Source organism: Pseudomonas sp. C9D1 (assembly GCF_056491235.1).
The window spans coordinates 3,555,493-3,572,644 of sequence record NZ_JBSZIE010000002.1; the positions used below are offsets into that span (position 1 = coordinate 3,555,493).

Genomic DNA, 17,152 nt, shown 5'->3' on the forward strand with positions numbered 1-17,152 from the left:
GTTTCCATGCCGCACTTGCACAGCCTGGCGCTCGCCATGGCCGGTAGCGCCTTGCTGGGACTGGTCGCCCTGCCGGCGGCCGCCGGGGACGGCTTCAGCGAACAGATTCGCGAAGCCCGCCAGGAAGGCAGCATCTGGACCGCCTTCGCCTTCAACCATCACCTCGGCCCCTTCTCCCTCAACGTCGATGTCGAGCATGGCCTGGCCACGCTCACCGGCACCGTGGCGAATGAAGTCAACCGCGAGCTGGCCGAGCAGGTCGCCCTCGGCGTCGAGGGTATCGACGCTGTGGATAACCTCATCCGCGTCGACCCGGGCGTTCGGCCTCGCTTGCTGTCCATTGCCGCCGCCGAAAGCCACCTCGACGACGCCACCGTCACCGCCAAGGTGAAATCCAAGCTGCTGTGGAACACCACCACCCAAGGTCTCGACATCGGTGTCGAGACCCGCGAAGGCCTGGTCACCCTCAGTGGTCGCTCCGCCAGCGCCGAGGCCCGTGAGATGGCCGGCAAGCTGGCCGCCAGCACCGAGGGCGTCGAGCGGGTGGACAACGCCATTCACCTCAGCGCCGACCCCGGCACCGCCCAGCGCGACGGTGAGCAACGGGCCGAGGCCGGCAGCCTGCTGGGCGACGCCTGGATCACCGGCAAGGTGAAGACCCGCTTCCTCTCCAGCGACAACCTCGCCGCTCTGGATATCTCCGTGGAAACCGACGACGGCGTGGTGCGCCTCGCCGGCAACGTGGCCACGGCGGCAGAAAAGGCGCTGGCGGTGGAAACGGCCAGAAATGTTCGCGGCGTGCTCGATGTGCACGCCGCATCCCTCAAGGTCGCCGGCTGAACGCGCGACCCGTACCCCCAAGGAGAAACGCCATGACCAATACCACTGCGCAACTCAACGAGCTGATCGAGATCACCCGCGACGGCGAGCGCTTCTACCAGCACGCCATCGACGAAGTGAAGGACCCGGCCCTGCAGGGCCTGTTCCGCGACATGGCCCAGGCCAAGACCCAGGTCATCCAGGCCCTGGCGGTCCGGGTCGCGGCCAACCACGAAGACCCGTCCACCGGCGGCACCTTCGTCGGCAAGTTGCGCCAGGTCTATGCGGACACCCGCGCCACGCTCTCCAGCGACGAGAAGGCCACCTATGTGAGCCAGCTGGAGGAAGCCGAGGATCGCATCCTCCACGCCTTCGAAGACGCCCTGGAAAGCGCCGAGCCCGAGGTGCGCGGCCTGCTCGCCCAGGAAATGCCCCGGGTCAAGGCCTGCCATGACCGCATGCGCAGCCTGAAGCTGGCGATGAAGTGAGCCCGGATCGGACAGGGATGTCCGGCCATGCAAAACGCACGACGCAGCGCTGGCGATCATGCAAGTTGCCAGCAGATCCAGTGATCAATCAATTCGTAAGTTATTGAATTTAAATGGATTTAACTGATTAGAGAAACTGGCATGCGCTCTGCAATCAATACATCAGGAAAAGCAAATCGCCAGCCGGCGATGACCGCTAGGACAGGCAGGGGAGCTTCGGTTCCCTCGATCGATCAACAGCTCAGGAGGTGTTTCAGGATGAACCGTCGTCATGCGCGTCTCGCCCTTGCGGGCAAGGTACTGCTGGCCGCCCTCGCCGTGGTGTTGATCCTCCTGGCCGAACACCAGCTGCGCCAGAGCCTGCGCAGCCACGAGCAGCAGCCCCCGCTGCCGGCCCGCCTGGATATCGCGCCGACCCCGGCCGCTTTCCATGCCAACGGCATGCTCCACGACGGTTCGCTGCAGAGCGTTGCCCAGCAGCGCTGGAACGATCAACCGCAGCAACCCCGCTGGGTGTTCTGAGTACATAAAGGAGATACGAAGATGTGGACCATCGCCCTGTTCCTGACCGCCCTCCTGATCCTCCCCGTATTGATGCTCGGCAGTGCCCTGGCGGTTGGCCAGGCGCTGCAGGACAGCAACGACTTCAGCGATATCGATTTCATCAATCCCCCGGCGGACGAGGCCCTCGCCTCGCAGCCGGCTCAGCACGACCCGGCCTGGTCGCCGGCGCACTGAGAACCCGACAAACCGAAGCAGGAGAAACCATCATGCTCAGCTGGGCACTTACCTTCCTCGTCATCGCCATCGTCGCTGCCGTTCTGGGCTTCGGTGGTATCGCCGGCACCGCAGCAGGTATCGCGAAGATTCTCTTCGTGCTGTTCCTGGTCTTGTTCGTGGTGTCCTTCATCTTCGGTCGCCGCAGGGGCTAGGGAGGCAGCATGCGCATCCTGCGTGATCTCTGCGCCGCCGCCGCGTTCGGCTTCGCCAGCACCCTGGTGCTGGCGGCCGATACCGACGCGCAGCACAGGCTCAACGAACTGCTGGGCACTGACCCGCAGTACCGCGAGACCTGGCAGGCGCTGGTCAAGGACGAAAGCCGTCTGCCCGAATGGGTAATGAACCTGAGCGGGACGGCACCGCCGATGAAGGCGGTGGACCAGGACGGCGATAAATACCTGGTTGGCGAGTTGTGCGAACCGCATGCCTGCGCCAGCCAACGACTGCTCGTCGCCTTCAGCTGGGACAAGGACGACGCCTACGCCCTGCTGGTGCAAGTGCCGGAAGGCCTGCCCCAGGACAAATCACCGAGCCGCCACGCCAGCAAGCGCTGGCTGGGCGAACCGGATGATGAGGTCAAGGCGATTCTCGAGGACCAGCTGAAAAGCGATCCGAACTGGTACTGAAGCCATTCAGACCACAGGCCCCGCAGGCGGGGCCATGACCATGGGGCCGGGTTGTTCCGCGTCGGTAGAGCGGCATGACCTAGGGGTAAAGGGGTTACCTCCGCGAACGCGGGCCGGGTCAGGCGAAGCCGCCACCGGGAAGCTGTGATCCAGCTTCTCGGTGGTAGCGTTAAAAGCAGCTGGAAGAGAAAAGCAGCTGGAAGCTGGAAGACAAAAGCCGGGAGCTGGAGTCTTCTTCAAGCTTCAAGCTTCAAGCTTCAAGCTTCAAGCTTCAAGCTTCAAGCTTCAAGCAGTGACTCAATAGCCCCAGCTCGGGCGGACCTTGTCGCTGGCCAGCAGGCCATTCATGTAGAGGCTGAGCGCGTGGATCGTACCGTCCACTGTCTGATTGCCGTGCATTCCCGCTGGAGCTAGCAGGTAGACCTGCTGATTCCCCGGTGCCCAACCGCCGTTGCCGGTGTGCAGCGTCCCGGCGCACCCTGCGAGCAGGGTGAGCCCGGCGAAGAGGGCCAGCGTCCTGCCGGCCTTGGTTATTTTCTTTCCCGTCATTGGAGTCGTGTCGCCAACTTGGCTACGTGTGCGCCCTGGAATCTGGCGAGCGCGAGTTCCTTGTCGGTCGGCGTGCGTGAGCCGTCGGCGCCGGCGAGGGTGGCGGCGCCGTAGGGTGAGCCGCCGCGGACGTCGCTGATGTCGGTCAGCTCGGGTGCCGCGTAGGGCAGGCCGACGATGAGCATGCCGTGGTGGGCCAGGGTGTTCCAGAACGAGGTGATGGTGGTTTCCGAGCCGCCGCCGGTGCCGGTGGAGGTGAACACGCTGCCGAACTTGCCCACCAGGGCGCCTTTCACCCAGAGGCCGCCGGTCTGGTCGAGGAAGGTGCGCATCTGCCCCGCCATGTTGCCGAAGCGGGTCGGGGTGCCGAAGAGGATGGCGTCGTAGTCCGCCAGCTCCTGGGGGCTGGCCACGGCGGCGGGTTGGTCGAGCTTGGCGCCGGCGTTGCGGGCGATGTCCTCGGGGATGGTCTCGGCGACGCGCTTGAGGGTCACCTCCACGCCCGGCACGCTGCGCGCGCCCTCGGCCACCGCTTCGGCCAGGCGTTCGATATGGCCATACATGGAGTAATAGAGCACCAGGACCTTCTTCATCGTCATCTCCCAGGACAGAGGTCGTCATCGACCGACCCGGTTCAGCCTAGATGGCTTTCATGACATTGCCGGGGTGGCTTCCTGGCGCGCGCCGTGCCGCCGCCGCTATCATCCGTCCATCGTTTTCGGGGGGATCGTTCATGCTCAACGGCCTTTGGCTCGGCTTCTTCGTGGTGGCCGCGACCGCGGCGCTGGTGCGCTGGCTCGGCGGTGACCCGGGTGTCTGGGCGGCCATGGTGGAAAGCCTGTTCGCCATGGCCAAGCTTTCGGTCGAGGTGATGATCCTGCTGTTCGGCACCCTGACCCTGTGGATGGGGCTGCTGCGCATCGCCGAAAAGGCCGGGTTGGTGGAGGTGCTGGCGCGCCTGCTGGGCCCGCTGTTCGCCCGGCTGATGCCCGAGGTGCCCCGGGGCCATCCCGCGCTGGGGCTGATCACCCTCAACTTCGCCGCCAACGGCCTGGGCCTGGACAACGCCGCCACCCCCATCGGGCTCAGGGCCATGCGCGCGCTGCAGGAACTCAACCCCAGCAGCACCACGGCGAGCAATGCGCAGATCCTCTTCCTGGTGCTCAACGCCTCGTCCCTGACCCTGTTGCCGGTGTCCATCTTCATGTACCGCGCGCAACAGGGGGCCGCCGACCCGACCCTGGTATTCCTGCCCATCCTCCTGGCCACCAGCGCTTCCACCCTGGTGGGCCTGCTGACGGTGGCCTTCATGCAGCGCCTGAAACTGTGGGACCCGGTGGTACTCGCCTACCTGGTACCCGGCGCCCTGCTGCTGGGCGGCTTCATGGCGCTGCTGGCCGGCCTCTCCGCCACGGCGCTGGCGGCCCTGTCGTCGCTGCTGGGCAACCTGGTGCTGTTCGGCCTGATCATGCTGTTCCTGCTGGTGGGCGCGTTGAAGAAGGTGCCGGTGTACGAAACCTTCGTTGACGGCGCCAAGGACGGCTTCGATGTTGCCAAGAGCCTGCTGCCCTACCTGGTGGCCATGCTCTGCGCCGTGGGCGTGCTGCGTGCCTCCGGCGCCCTGGACTTCGGCCTCGATGGCATCCGCGCGCTGGTGGAATGGTCCGGCCTCGACACCCGCTTCGTCGACGCCTTGCCCACCGCCCTGGTCAAGCCGTTCTCCGGCAGCGCCGCCCGCGCCATGCTCATCGAAACCATGCAGACCCAGGGCGTGGACAGCTTCCCCGCCCTGGTGGCCGCCACCATGCAGGGCAGCACCGAAACCACCTTCTACGTACTGGCGGTGTACTTCGGCGCCGTGGGCATCCAGCGCGCCCGCCATGCGGTGGGCTGCGCCCTGCTGGCCGACCTCGCCGGCGTCATCGCCTCGATCCTGGTGTGCTACTGGTTCTTCGGCTGACCCCAGCTCCCGGGCTGAAGCCCGGGCTACCGCCGGCGCTGAACCGGTGGGAGCGAATTCATTCGCGATCGGGGGTGGCGGGTTGCACCCGCCCTACGGCCCGCGTCCAACCCTGTAGGGGCGAATTCATTGGCTCTGTCTGCGTTAAGTGTTGCTAGAAGATCTGGACCCAGCTGATTGCCGAGCTCTGGTGATGTTTCTGGTTTCGCCCACCCGGGCGAGTCCCTTTTTTCAGTCGTCGGGATGCCGAACCACAAAAAAGGAACCAAAAACGCTTGCCCCATCATCCGGCCCCGGCTTCGCCGGGGTTCCCTCACTCCATCGCCGTTACTCGCTACGCTCGCCCTTCGGGCCGCACTGAAGTGCGTTCGCCGCAAGCGTCGTCTGGGGGCCGGCGCGATGGGCCATCCATGGCCTGGCGCGCCTCTCGCGGCATCCATGTCGCTCGTCCCCCGGCGCAACGACTGCGTTCGGCCTCCTGGAGGGGCGTTGGCGGCTGCTCCAACTTTCTTCGTCCAGCGCATCGCCACGTGGTGCGCACGAGCTTTCGTAGGATGGTGTAGAGCGAAGCGAAACCCATGCGGTGGAGGTGCCACAAACCCTTTGGGGCCCGGAAATGGCCGTGCTTGAGCCCTTGCTTTAAAACCACAACAGCTAACGCAGACAGAGCCAATTCATTCGCCCGGCACCGCCCGGGCTCAGAACCCGTTGGCCTTGGCGAAGTCCAGCTTCGGGTCGCGCACGCTGGTGACGTTCACCGCCGCGCCGGACCAGCCGCCCTCCATCTCCTCGGTCATGTGGTAGCGCAGCAGGTTGTACTGGATGGCGGTGCCGCCCAACTGCTGGTGGCCGATGCGCGAGATGACCGTCTCCAGCAGGCTGGAGATCAGGTACTGCAGCGGCGTATCGGAGGTCTTCAGGGCCAGGCCATAGTCGAAGCGCGCGTTTTCGTTGGCCCGGAAGTTCGCATAGAACGCCTGCTTGCCGAGGTCGGTGTTCATCGCCTGGTTGAACGACTGGCGGCAGGCCTCGAGGTCTTCCGCGCCCGCATGGGGCAGCTGCAGGAAGTTGCTGAGGTTCTTCAGGCTCACGCAGCCCTGGGTGGCGATCACCTCCGGCATCAGCGTGATATCCAGCTCACCGGCGCTGTTGGGCACGTTGTGCCAGCGGTTCAGGCTTCCGCGCAGGTCCTCCAGGCTGCTCTCGGTATAGCCGCGGTAGCCGTAGACGTAGGTCGGCGGCAGTACCAGGCCCATGAGCGAGTTGTACTGGGGGATGGAGAGCTCCGTGTGCGGCTTGCCGAAAACGCGGGTGCTGTAGTCGTCCAGCGAGGCCTTGAGCAACGACGGCCGCAGGTTGCGCACCGACCTGCCGTTTTCCAGGGCTTCGACCAGGGACTTGTCGTTGAGCTGCGACTTGACCTCCACCGTGGCGACCACGCCTTCGATCAGGTACACGTCCGCCGAGCCGAAGGTGCGCAGGGTGGGGAAGTCGTTGCGGTAGATGATCAGGTCGATCTGCTTGGAGATGCCGCCTTCGTTGTCGACGATCTGCCCCGAGCCGATGCTGATGTTGCTCGGCAGGAAGCGCTTGAGGACATCACGGATGAAACTCTCGCGTGCATCGCCGAGTACGGTCGGGTGATTGGCGATGCTGCTGCTGACGCTGAAGCTGGTCTCCAGCACCCGGGCGATGGACTTCGCCCAGTTGTTGATGATGGCCATGGGTCTTCCTTGGGGGGGTGAGCGTCCGCAATCTACAGGCACTGAGCCTGTGGGAACATTCATTCGCGACGCTCTTCCATCGGTGTGTCGAGGCACCTGTAGGGGCGACTTCAGTCGCCAAGCGGTGCGTAGCACCGCCAAAGGCTTCGCGAGCAGAGCTCGCTCCTACGGTCATACGGCTATGCGGTCATGGCGCCAAGGTCAATGCGGCTTGGGCGGCAGCGGGTCGTCGGTGACCTCGAAGCGCAGGGTGCCGATCATCTGCCCGGCTTCGGTGACCACGCGCACCTGCCAGCGGCCCACCGGGTTGGCGGGGAAGTTCTGCTTGTGGGTCCAGGCGCGGTAGCCCTTGTCGCGGCCGCCGTGGATGTCCAGGGCGATGCGGTCCACTTCCTGGCCCTCGAAACGCCACAGGTGGTAGATGCGTTCGTTCAGCCCGCGCGGCGCGTTGATCGCGGTGTAGGCGTAGAGGCCATCGCTGCGCAGCTCGGCGGCGGTCACGGTTTCCACGCCCTTGCCCGGGGTGCGCTGGTGGTCGTCCAGCTCCGGGGTCACCGCCACTTCGGTCAGCCACAGGGTGGCCGGCGGCACCATCACCCGGGTCAGCCAGCCGGTGGCGCCCAGGGCCAGGGTCAGGCCGACCAGGGCCAGGCCCCGCCACCAGCGTTGCACGCGGATGGTGCTGTAGAGGCTGAGGAAGGACAGCAGCACGGCGATGCCGAGGGACCACTCGAAGCTTTGCGCGGTGGTCAGGTGGAGGATGATCGGCAGCGCCGTGAGCAGCACCGCGAACAGGGTCAGGGTGTGGTAGGCGAGGAACAGCCAGCGGTGCGGCGCGAGGAAGCGGTTGTACAGCGGGTCGACGATGGAGATCAACGCCGCCACCGCCAGCAGCCCGGTGAACAGCGACTGGCCGCTGTTCCAGCTGGTGGTGATGAGGAAGAAGGGCAGCACGAAGAACAGGCTTTCCTGGTGGATCAGCTGGGTCAGGAAGCGCGTCAGCGGCGGCGGCAGCTCGATCTTGAACAGGCGCTCGATGCTGCTGCGGAACAGGTTCTCCAGCAGCAGCCAGACCCAGCTCACCAGCATGACGATGGCGATCACCTTGGCCAGGCGCGCGCCGCGATCCACCAGCAGGAAGCTGCCGACGCCCGAGCAGAAGCCGTAGAGCGCGATGAGCCGCGGGTGGCGCTGGATCAGCGCGATCAGGGCGAGCAGGCGGTTTTTCCAGATCGACATGGGCACGTCGGCGAAAGCTGCGGGGGCCGCAGGATACTGCCCGCCCGCCGGCCTGAGAAGGCGCCAGGCGCCGCAGCCGACGGCCAGTGCCTCAGGCGGGCGCGGGTCGCGTACCCGGGCGCCGGCCGCGCCACAGCAGGGCGGCGAGCAGGGCCAGGCCCAGCAGGGCCGGCAGCAGCCAGGCCAACTGGTCGTAGCCCAGCAGGGGCTGCTCGATGCGGATGTAGCCCGGTTCGTGGAACAGCTCACGGGCAATGGCGTTGACCTGCTGCAGGGTCACCGCACGCAGGGCGTCGGCCTCGTTGCCGAAGCGGCCCTCCTGGTAGTCACCCAGGGAGTTCCAGTAGTAGTCGGCCAGCGCCGAGTTGCCCTGTGCCGCCCAGGCCTGACGGCTGATGGCGAGGTTCTTCAGGCGCTCGAAGCTGTCGCGGTCCAGCCCCTGGTCGCGCAGGCGCGTGGTGAGTGTGCGCAGCACCTGCAGCGCCGGTTCCACGTCGCTGCGCTCCAGGTCGGCGTTGAGGCTGAGGAAGGTTTCGCCGCCGAAGGCGCGGCGCTCGGTCCAGGGCCCGTAGGAGAGGCCGTTCTGGATGCGCAGCTGCTGGTAGAGCTCCCAGTCCAGGTAGTCCTTGAGCAGCTCCCAGGCGGCGTAGTCGGCGCCGTCTACCTCCGGCTCGCGGTAGATCCAGTGCAGCGTGGCGCTCTGGCCCACCAGGCCGCGGCGCAGGGTGCGGCGCTCGGTGGCGTTGTCGTTGCTTTCCGGCAGGGCCGGGTGCTCGCGTACTTCCACCGGCGCCAGGGCGCCGAAGCGCCGCTCGATGAAGGCCGGCAGCAGGCGGTCGAGGTCGCCGACCACGATCAGGCTCATGTTGTTGGGGGCGTACCAGTCGCGACGCAAGGCCTCCAGGGCCTCGCGCTGCAGGTGCTCCACCTGGGGGCGCTCGGCGCAGGCCAGGCCCAGTTCGACGGCAAGCTGGTCGTGGGCTTCGCGGCCGAGGTCCTGGCGGTCCAGCAGGCGTTCCAGGTGCGAGTAGTGGCCGCCGCCCTCGCGCTGCACCACCTGCTTGGCGGTGGCGATGCGGGCGTCGGTCAGTTGGGTGTCGTCAAGCACCTGCAGCAGCAGGTCGAGTACCTTGCGCTGGTTCTGCGCCGGCGCCTCGATGACGAAGGCGGTGTCGCTGGCGCTGGTGAAGGCGTTCCATTCGCCGCCCAGGGCCTGCATGCGCGCTTCCAGGTCCGCCTCGCCGGCGCCGCCCAGGCCGCTGAAGAACAGGTGTTCCAGCAGGTGCGGCAGCTCCTTGTCCGGGCAGGCGAAGTCGTCGAAACCGACACCCACCACCAGGCGGATGGCGACATGGCCGCGCTCGGGGGTGGGCTTGAGGATCACCTGCAAGCCGTTCTGCAGGTCGTAGCCCTCGACCCGGTCGCGGTCGAACGCCTGTGCCGAGGCACCGAGCAAAAGCAGCAGGCAGAGCAGGTAGCGCATGGCGAGGGTCTGGCTGGGAGGAAGCGCCGAGCATAGCGGATCGCCCCCGCCCTTGCGCAATCACCCCAGGCCGCGGCGGCTGCTCCAGAACTGCAGGGCCAGCTGGCGCAGGTCGGCGGCCAGGCCGGCCACCTCGCCAGCGCTGCGCTGGCTGCACAGGCCGCTGTTGGCGTTGTCGTCGGCGGCGCGGCGGATGGTGGCCAGGCTGCGCTGGATCTCCTCGCTGGCGGCGCTCTGCTGCTCCACCGCGCTGGCGATCTGCAGGCTCATGCCGTTGATGGCGCCGACCTGCTGGTTGATCCGCTCCAGGGACTCGGCCGCGCGCTGGGCCTGGGCCAGGCTGCTCTCGGCCTGGGCGCAGCTGCGCTGCATGGCCGCGACGGCCTGCTCGGCGCCGCTCTGCAGGCTGTTGATCATCTGGTTGATCTGCGCGGTGGACTGCTGGGTGCGCCCGGCCAGGGCGCGTACCTCGTCGGCGACCACGGCGAAGCCACGCCCGGCGTCACCGGCGCGCGCGGCCTCGATGGCGGCGTTCAGGGCCAGCAGGTTGGTCTGCTCGGCAACGCCCTGGATCACGTCCAGCACCTGGCCGATCGCGCTGCTGTGGTCCTGCAGCTCGCGCACCACGCGGGTGGCGTTGCGCACGTCCTCGTCCAGCTCGGCGATGCGGGCGCGGGTGGCGCTCACCTCGTGCTGGCCGATGCGCGCGGCGTCGTCGGTCTGGTCGGCGGCGCAGGCGCTCTGCTGGGCGCTGCGCGCCACTTCCTGGACGCTGCCGGCCATCTGCCCGACGGCGGTGGCCACCTGGTCGGTCTCCTGCTGCTGGCGGTGGCTGCCGGCACTGCCGTGGGCGACGGCGGTGGCCAGCTCCTCGGCGTGCTCGGCGAGCTGGCGCGAGGATTCGGCGATGCGCCCGACCAGCGCGCCGGTCTCCATCTCCAGCATCTGCAGGCAGAAGCCGAGCTGGCCGAATTCGTCGCTGCGCTGGCCATAGACCGCCTGGCTCAGCGGGTTGTCGGCAATGCCCCGGGCGCGGCCCAGGAGTTCACGCAGCGGGCGCAGCTGGCGGTGCAGGGCCAGCCCCGCGCAGCCCAGCGCCAGGCCCCAGGCCGGCACGGCGGCGAGCAGGCCGTAGGGCGCCAGGGCCTGGTACAGGGCGATGCCCAGCGCCATGCCCAGGGCCGGGCCGGCGAGCAGGCGCAGGTGCAGCGGCAGGCGCGTGTGGGCGGGCATGCGGCCGGCCTCGAGCTGGGCGTAGACCCGTTCGGCACGCAGCACCTGCTCGGCGCTCGGGCAGGTGCGCACCGACTGGTATTCCAGCACCTGGCCGTCGTGCACCACCGGGGTGACGAAGGCGCTGACCCAGTAGTGGTCGCCGTTCTTGCAGCGGTTCTTCACCAGGCCCATCCAGCTGCGCCCGGCCTTGAGCGTCTGCCACAGGTGGGCGAAGGCAGCGGCGGGCATGTCCGGGTGGCGCACCAGGTTGTGGCTGTGGCCGATCAGCTCCGGGCGGCTGAAGCCGCTGACGTCGACGAAGTCCTGGTTGACGTGGGTGATCACGCCCTTGAGGTCGGTGGTGGAGAGGATGTTGGCGTCGTCGGCGAAGACGACGGCGCGTCCGCTGACCGGCAGGTTGCGTTTCATGAGGTCGCTCTCGTGGTGGCTTCGGGCAGCAGGCACCAGTGCCCGTCGAAACATTCTTCGCCGTTGAACAGGCGTTGCAGGGCCTGGGGCGGGCGCGGCCGGCTGAACCAGTAGCCCTGGGCGTAGTGGCAGTCCTCGGCGGCGAGGAAGTCCAGGTGTTCGGGGCGCTCGACGCCTTCGGCGATCACCTCCAGCCCCAGGCTGGCGCCCAGGCCGATGATGGCGCGGGAAATGGCGCGCAGCTCGGGGTCCTCGGGGGCGCCGTCGATGAAGCTGCGGTCGACCTTGAGGATGTGCAGCGGGAAGCGCTTGAGGTAGCCGAGGGAGGAGTAGCCGGTGCCGAAGTCGTCCAGCGCCAGGCGCACGCCCTGGCAGGCCAGTTCGCGCAGGCAGGCGAGGGTGTCGGCGCCGTCCTGCATCAGCAGGCTTTCGGTGATCTCCAGCACCAGGCTGGAAGGGGGCAGGCCCGATTCCTCGAGTATCGACTCGAGCCGCGCGGCGAAGCCCGGCTGGTGCAGCTGGCGGCTGGAGAGGTTGACCGAGCAGCGCAGGCCGCGCTGGCCGTCCAGTTGCCAGGCGCGGGTCTGGCGGCAGGCTTCGCGCAGCACCCAGTCGCCGACGGCGATGATCTCGCCGGACTCCTCCAGCGCCGGGATGAACTGCGCCGGCTGCACCAGGCGGTCGCCCTGGCGCCAGCGCAGCAGGGCCTCCACGCCCACCAGCAGCGGCTGGCCCTGGTCGGTGCGGCAGATGGGCTGGTAATGCAGTTCGAACTCGTCGCGTGCCAGGGCCTGGGCCAGGGCGCTTTCCAGGTCGAGGCGGTTCTTCGCCGCGGCCTGCAGCTCGCTGCTGTAGCGGGCGATCTGCGCCTTGCCGGCTTCCTTGGCGCGGTACAGGGCGAGGTCGGCGGCCTGCAGGGCGTCGATGGTCTGGCCCTCGGCCTGGAGGCCGGTGATGCCGATGCTGGCGCTGACCACCAGGGTGCGCTCGTCGAGGTGCAGGGGCTGGTGCAGGCTGTCGAGCATGCGCTGGGCGACCACTTCGGCATCGCCCAGGCAGGCGAGGTCGTCCAGCAGCACGACGAACTCGTCGCCGCCGAAGCGTGCCAGGTGGTCGCCCGGACGCAGGCAACGCTCCAGGCGGTGGGCCACTTCCACCAGCACGCGGTCGCCGACGGCGTGGCCGAGGCTGTCGTTGATCAGCTTGAAGCGGTCGAGGTCGATGAACAGCAGCGCCGCCTGGCGCGCGCCGGGCTTGAGCTGGCGCTGCAGGGCGTGCTGCAGCAGTTCGTCGAGGCGCAGGCGGTTGGCCAGGCCGGTGAGCGGGTCGTGGCGCGCGGCATGGTTGAGCTGGTGCTCGGTGGCCTTGCGCTGGCTGATGTCGGTCTGCGAGCCGGCCATGCGCTGGCCCTCGGCGACGCCGCGCACCAGCACCCAGAGGTAGCTGCCGTCCTGCTGGCGCATGCGGTACTCGTGGCTGAGCCAGGGGCTGTCGCCCCGCAGGTGGGTGTCGATGGCCTGGCGCAGGGCCGGCAGGTCGTCGGGGTGGACGCGGGCGAACCAGCCGGCGCTGCTCTCGCCGAAGGCATCGCGTGAGCGGCCGAGCATGCTCGCCCAGCGCTCGGAGATGTACAGCCGGTCGTGCTCCAGGTCCCAGTCCCAGAGGCCGTCGTTGGCACCGCGCAGGGCCCGGGCGAAGCGCGCCTCGCTGTCCTCCAGGGCTTGGTGCTGGGCGGCACTGTAGGTGTCGATGGCCAGGGCGATGTCGAAGAACACGACTTTCATGAGGCTGCCCAGGGTGCGGGTGGTTTCGCTGTCGCCGAGCAGGCCGGTGAGCATCTGGTCGAGGTACAGGCGGTAGGCGCCCAGGTACCACTTCAGCTCGACGCCCACGCGCTGGTGCACCAGGCCGACCTTGAGCCGGTGCAGGACGTAGTCGCGGTCATAGGGGCCCTTCCACAGGCGCTGGTAGTAGTCCAGCTGGCTGGCCTTCAGGCGCGCCAGGGTCGCCGGGTCGCGGAGGATGCTGGCGGTTGGCTCGAAGTGGTCGAGGTGCGCGTAGAGGCGCTCGACGAACACCTCATGCAGGGCCTCGACCGCCTCCGCCTGGCGGTTCAGGCGCGCGGCGTCGAGCGCCTGCCAGTCTAGGTAGCGGCAGCGCTGGTCGATTTCGCGACGGCCGAGGCCGATTCTGCCGAGCATCCCCTTGAGTTGTGTTTCCAGCCCCATCCCTCAATCCCTCGTGAAAACCTGCAGGCAATAAAAAAGGCGCCACGGGTGGCAGTTCTGGGTGAACTGCCACGCGTGGCGCCTTGTCTTGCAGGCCCTTGCGTCCTGCCCGGCAAAGCCGGTTCCCGCCCTTGGCGGAACCTTGCAGCGCGAGGTTGTACACCAGTCAGGCCGGGCGCGACAACTCTTCCAGCGCCTGTTCCAGGCGCCGGCGCAAGCGTCCGAGTTCACGGGACTTGAAGGCGTGGCGGGTGCGGTCGAGCACCGTCACCGTCTCGTCGAGGAGCATGCGCAATCGGGTCGTCTCGCTGAGGGGTGCGTCCTTGAGCCATCGGCACAGGGGGGCCCGTTGGCATTGGCCGGTCTCGGTGAGCACTTCGCAGACGACGCCCATGGCGGGCAGCATCTCGCGCAGCAGGCAGGCGAGCGCAGGATCGGTGATGGCGGCGATCGGCGGATCGGAGCTGTCCATGGTCGGGGGCTACGGCTGATGGCAATTGGCTATGAACTCTAGCCATCGCCCGGTTGGCGGGCATTGACCGGCGTCAGTCTGTCGCGAATCGCCACGCCGCCTGGCGGGCTCGGCCACTGCCGGTGCGCCGTGGCTGCCGCTAAAGTGGCGGCCATAACAAGAACCACGGGCGCCTTGCCATGAACTACGACGCGAACCAGCAGCTCATCCTCGGGCTGGTGCTGGCGGTAATGATCTTCGGTGTTTCCCTGGAACTGCGCATCGGCCAGTTCCTCGCCGTGCTGCGCCAGCCGCAGCCGGTGCTCGCCGGCATGCTCGGGCAGTGCCTGATCCTGCCCTGGGCCACCCTGGCGGTGACCCTGCTGGTGGACCTGCACCCCGGGCTGGAACTGGGCCTGCTGCTGGTGGCCTGCTGCCCGGGGGGCAACCTGTCCAACGTGATGACCCACCTGGCACGCGGCAACACCGCGCTGTCGATGAGCATGACGGCGCTCTCCAGCCTGCTGGCGCTGGTGCTGCTGCCGCTCAACTTCGCCCTCACCAGCGGCCTCAACCCGGAAGCCTCCGCCTACCTGGCCGGGCGCCTCAGCGCCTTGCAGATGGACCGCGGCAGCATTCTCGTCAGCGTGGTGGTGCTGCTGGGCCTGCCGCTGCTGGCGGGCATGCTGGTGGGCAACCTGTGGCCGCGCCTGGCCGAGCGGGTGACGCCCTGGTTCAAGCGCTTCTCGCTGCTGGCCTTCGTGGTCTTCGTCGGCGGCGCGGTGGCCGGCAATTGGCGCATGTTCGTCGACAACCTCGGCCTGGTGTTCTTCATCGTTGTGCTGCACAACGCCAGCGCCATCGTCCTCGGCTGGGCCATGGCGAAGCTCGCCCGCCAGCACGGGGCCAATCTGCGGGCCATGGTCATCGAGATCAGCATGCACAACTCCGGTCTCGCCCTGGGGCTGATCTTCGCCCAGTTCGGCGGTGAGCCGAACATGGCCCTGGTGGCGGCCTTCTGGGGCACCTGGCACCTGGTCAGCGGCCTGCTGCTGGTGGCCTTCTGGCGCAACCGGCCATTGCCCGTCGCCGAGGAGGGTGTGCCATGCGCGTCCTGATCACCGGCGCCGCCGGCTACATCGGCCATCAGTTGCTGGAGGCGCTGGCCGCCCGCCACCCCGACTGGCGCCTGGTGGCTGCGGACATCCGCCCGCTGCCGGCGTCTGCCCGCGCGGCGAACGTCGAGGAGGTGCAGCTGGACATCGCCCAGCCCGAGGCGGTGGACGCTTGCATCGCCCATTGGCAGCCCCAGGCCATCGTCCACCTGGCCTCGGTGGTGACGCCGCCGCCGGGCATGAGCGAGGCGACCCTGCACGCCATCGACGTCGAAGGCACCCGCGCGGTGGTCACGGCCGCCGCCGCCCACGGCGTCGGGCAGCTGGTGGTGACCAGCTCCGGCGCCGCCTACGGCTACTACCCGGAAAACGCCGAATGGATCGACGAAGCCGACCCACTGCGCGGCCATGACGCCTTCGCCTATGCCCGCCACAAGCGCGAGGTGGAAGAGCTGCTAGCCGAGGCACGCGAACGCCACCCGCAGCTGCGCCAGCTGGTGCTGCGCCCGGGCACCATCCTCGGCCGGCGGGTGGACAACCAGATCACCGCGCTCTTCGACAAACCTTCGGTGATGGGCGTGCGCGGCCATGACAGCCGCTTCGTGTTCATCTGGGACCAGGACGTGGTGGCGATCATCCTCCAGGGCCTGGAGCGCGGTGCCGAAGGCATCTACAACCTGGCCGGCGACGGTGCGCTGAGCATGGCCGAGATCGCCGCCATCCTCGGCAAGCCCTACCGGCCACTGCCGGCGACGCTGATCCTCGCCACCCTGGCGCTGCTCAGGCCCCTCGGCCTGACCCGCTACGGCCCCGAGCAACTGGACTTCCTGCGCTACCGCCCGGTGCTCGACAACCGCCGCCTGAAGGAGGAGTTCGGCTACCAGCCGCAGTACTCCAGCCGCGAAGCCTTCCTGGCGTTCCTCGATGCGCGGGGCGTGTTGCCGCGTACCTGACTCCGGCGGCGCGCAGCGCTCCCTAGGTCCTGGCCGAATCAGCCACCAGCTGCTGGCGATATTCCCCCGGCGTCTTGCCGGTCCACTGGCGGAAGGCGCGGAAGAACACGCTGGGTTCGGAATAGCCCAGCAGCACGGCGATCTCGGCGATGGGCAGGCTGCCCTCCTGCAGGTGGCGCTCGGCCAGTTGCAGGCGGGTGTCGCTGAGCAGTTGCTGGTAGCTGCTGCCCTCCTCGGCCAGGCGCCGTTGCAGGGTGCGCTCGCTGAGGCCGAGGCCAGAGGCGAGGGCGCCGCGGTCCGGCTCGCCATGGGCCAGCTGGGCGCTCAGCAGGGCCACCACACGGGCCCGCAGGCCTTCGCTGGGCAGCCGCGCGAGCAGGGCTTCGGCGTGCTGGCGCAGCAGCGCCTGGAGGGGCGGGTTGGCCTGGCGCAGGGCGGCGCCGCGCAGTTTCAGCGGCAGCACCAGGGCGTAGTCGGTGGCGTCGAACTCCAGCGGGCAGGCGAAGCAGTCCTCATAGGCGGCCAGGCTTTCAGGCTGCGAATGGATGAAGCAGGCGCGCAGCAGGCGGAAGTCATCCAGCAGCGGTTGCATCAGGCGCATCCAGAAGGCCATCAGCGCCAGCACCCGCGCACGGGTGGCGGGCAGCTGCGGGTGCAGCGGGCGGTAGAGGGTCCAGAGTTCGTCGCCACGGATTTCCACCGCCAGGGTGCCGCCCTCGCCCACCAGGCGCTGGTAGCGCAGTTCGGCCTCCAGGGCGTCGCCGAGGGTCGGGCTGCTCTGCAGCAGGTAGCCGAGCACGCTGAATTGGCCGGGCGCCAGGGCCTGGCCCAGCACCAGGCCGGGCTCGGGATGGGCGAGGCGCGATTCGATGGCGCTCCACAGCGCTTCCTGGGCGGGAAAGGGGATGCGCGCGTCGGGGTCGCGCAGCTGGGCGTCGTCCAGGCCGCTGGCGGCCAACAGCTGGGCGCGTGGCAGGCCAAGGCTCTCGGCGGCGTGGAGGATGGCCTGGGTCAGGCTGGCGCTGACCGAGGCCTGGTCGGGTGCTGCGGCGGTTGGGCTCATGGGAGGATTCTGCCCAAGCCGCCGTGACTC

At 68.3% G+C, this 17,152-nt stretch carries 18 protein-coding genes; 9 read left to right on the forward strand and 9 right to left on the reverse strand.

All coding sequences use genetic code 11. From position 1 onward, the window contains the following. The first annotated feature begins 6 nt into the window (after window positions 1-6). The 6 genes from ACXI0U_RS24240 (at window position 7) to ACXI0U_RS24265 (ending at window position 2,713) form a co-directional block, all read left to right on the forward strand. A complete protein-coding gene (locus tag ACXI0U_RS24240) occupies window positions 7-840 on the forward strand; it encodes a BON domain-containing protein (protein ID WP_479550929.1) in 834 nt (277 codons plus the stop codon). A gap of 32 nt (window positions 841-872) precedes the next feature. Next, complete coding sequence (locus tag ACXI0U_RS24245; RefSeq protein WP_021218839.1) at window positions 873-1,307, forward strand: ferritin-like domain-containing protein; 435 nt, start codon at window positions 873-875, stop codon at window positions 1,305-1,307. A gap of 258 nt (window positions 1,308-1,565) precedes the next feature. Then, the gene (locus ACXI0U_RS24250) at window positions 1,566-1,829 is read left to right on the forward strand and encodes a hypothetical protein (protein ID WP_021218840.1); all 264 of its coding nucleotides are present in this window, start codon (window positions 1,566-1,568) and stop codon (window positions 1,827-1,829) included. A 21-nt stretch (window positions 1,830-1,850) separates the two neighbouring features. Beyond that, window positions 1,851-2,045 (forward strand): hypothetical protein, encoded by a 195-nt coding sequence (locus ACXI0U_RS24255; RefSeq protein ID WP_021218841.1) that lies wholly within the window; start codon window positions 1,851-1,853, stop codon window positions 2,043-2,045. 32 nt (window positions 2,046-2,077) lie between these two features. Further along, window positions 2,078-2,239, forward strand: coding sequence for a DUF1328 domain-containing protein (locus ACXI0U_RS24260; protein ID WP_021218842.1), 162 nt, complete (start codon window positions 2,078-2,080; stop codon window positions 2,237-2,239). 9 nt (window positions 2,240-2,248) lie between these two features. After that, entirely contained in the window at window positions 2,249-2,713 is a 465-nt protein-coding gene (locus ACXI0U_RS24265; protein WP_184488228.1) for an inhibitor of vertebrate lysozyme family protein, read from the forward strand. 297 nt (window positions 2,714-3,010) lie between these two features. Here ACXI0U_RS24265 and ACXI0U_RS24270 read toward each other — a convergent pair whose 3' ends face one another. Both ACXI0U_RS24270 and wrbA read right to left on the reverse strand, forming a co-directional pair. Continuing rightward, window positions 3,011-3,262, reverse strand: coding sequence for a hypothetical protein (locus tag ACXI0U_RS24270; protein WP_374979490.1), 252 nt, complete (start codon window positions 3,260-3,262; stop codon window positions 3,011-3,013). Beyond that, on the reverse strand, window positions 3,259-3,855 hold the full coding sequence (gene wrbA, locus ACXI0U_RS24275; protein WP_271659561.1) for an NAD(P)H:quinone oxidoreductase: 597 nt from the start codon (window positions 3,853-3,855) through the stop codon (window positions 3,259-3,261). The genes ACXI0U_RS24270 and wrbA overlap by 4 nt, the downstream gene beginning before the upstream one ends. A 140-nt stretch (window positions 3,856-3,995) precedes the next feature. Here wrbA and ACXI0U_RS24280 point away from each other — a divergent pair, with 140 nt between their 5' ends. Then, entirely contained in the window at window positions 3,996-5,222 is a 1,227-nt protein-coding gene (locus ACXI0U_RS24280; protein WP_043243834.1) for a nucleoside recognition domain-containing protein, read from the forward strand. Window positions 5,223-5,920: 698 nt separating this feature from the next. Here ACXI0U_RS24280 and ACXI0U_RS24285 read toward each other — a convergent pair. From ACXI0U_RS24285 to ACXI0U_RS24310, 6 genes are all read right to left on the reverse strand, one after another. After that, window positions 5,921-6,946 carry a DUF6602 domain-containing protein gene (locus ACXI0U_RS24285; RefSeq protein WP_374979492.1) on the reverse strand — a complete coding sequence of 342 codons (1,026 nt, stop codon included), beginning with the start codon at window positions 6,944-6,946 and terminating at the stop codon, window positions 5,921-5,923. A 201-nt stretch (window positions 6,947-7,147) separates the two neighbouring features. Then, entirely contained in the window at window positions 7,148-8,185 is a 1,038-nt protein-coding gene (locus ACXI0U_RS24290; RefSeq protein ID WP_374979493.1) for a DUF5924 family protein, read from the reverse strand. Window positions 8,186-8,276: 91 nt separating this feature from the next. Further along, window positions 8,277-9,668 (reverse strand): M16 family metallopeptidase, encoded by a 1,392-nt coding sequence (locus tag ACXI0U_RS24295; RefSeq protein WP_479550930.1) that lies wholly within the window; start codon window positions 9,666-9,668, stop codon window positions 8,277-8,279. A gap of 60 nt (window positions 9,669-9,728) precedes the next feature. Continuing rightward, window positions 9,729-11,312 carry a methyl-accepting chemotaxis protein gene (locus ACXI0U_RS24300; RefSeq protein WP_021218850.1) on the reverse strand — a complete coding sequence of 528 codons (1,584 nt, stop codon included), beginning with the start codon at window positions 11,310-11,312 and terminating at the stop codon, window positions 9,729-9,731. Further along, a complete protein-coding gene (locus ACXI0U_RS24305; RefSeq protein ID WP_431483079.1) occupies window positions 11,309-13,540 on the reverse strand; it encodes a putative bifunctional diguanylate cyclase/phosphodiesterase in 2,232 nt (743 codons plus the stop codon). The genes ACXI0U_RS24300 and ACXI0U_RS24305 overlap by 4 nt, the downstream gene beginning before the upstream one ends. A 166-nt stretch (window positions 13,541-13,706) precedes the next feature. After that, the gene (locus ACXI0U_RS24310) at window positions 13,707-14,012 is read right to left on the reverse strand and encodes a hypothetical protein (RefSeq protein ID WP_431483080.1); all 306 of its coding nucleotides are present in this window, start codon (window positions 14,010-14,012) and stop codon (window positions 13,707-13,709) included. Window positions 14,013-14,191: 179 nt separating this feature from the next. Between ACXI0U_RS24310 and ACXI0U_RS24315 the strand changes: the two genes are divergently transcribed. Both ACXI0U_RS24315 and ACXI0U_RS24320 read left to right on the forward strand, forming a co-directional pair. Beyond that, complete coding sequence (locus ACXI0U_RS24315) at window positions 14,192-15,109, forward strand: bile acid:sodium symporter family protein (RefSeq protein WP_431483081.1); 918 nt, start codon at window positions 14,192-14,194, stop codon at window positions 15,107-15,109. Beyond that, window positions 15,097-16,059 (forward strand): NAD-dependent epimerase/dehydratase family protein, encoded by a 963-nt coding sequence (locus ACXI0U_RS24320; protein ID WP_479550931.1) that lies wholly within the window; start codon window positions 15,097-15,099, stop codon window positions 16,057-16,059. Before ACXI0U_RS24315 ends, ACXI0U_RS24320 begins: the two co-directional genes overlap by 13 nt. 22 nt (window positions 16,060-16,081) lie before the next feature. On the opposite strand, the gene ACXI0U_RS24325 is transcribed toward ACXI0U_RS24320, so the two are convergent. Beyond that, complete coding sequence (locus ACXI0U_RS24325; RefSeq protein WP_479550932.1) at window positions 16,082-17,122, reverse strand: AraC family transcriptional regulator; 1,041 nt, start codon at window positions 17,120-17,122, stop codon at window positions 16,082-16,084. Between the last annotated feature and the right edge of the window lie 30 nt (window positions 17,123-17,152).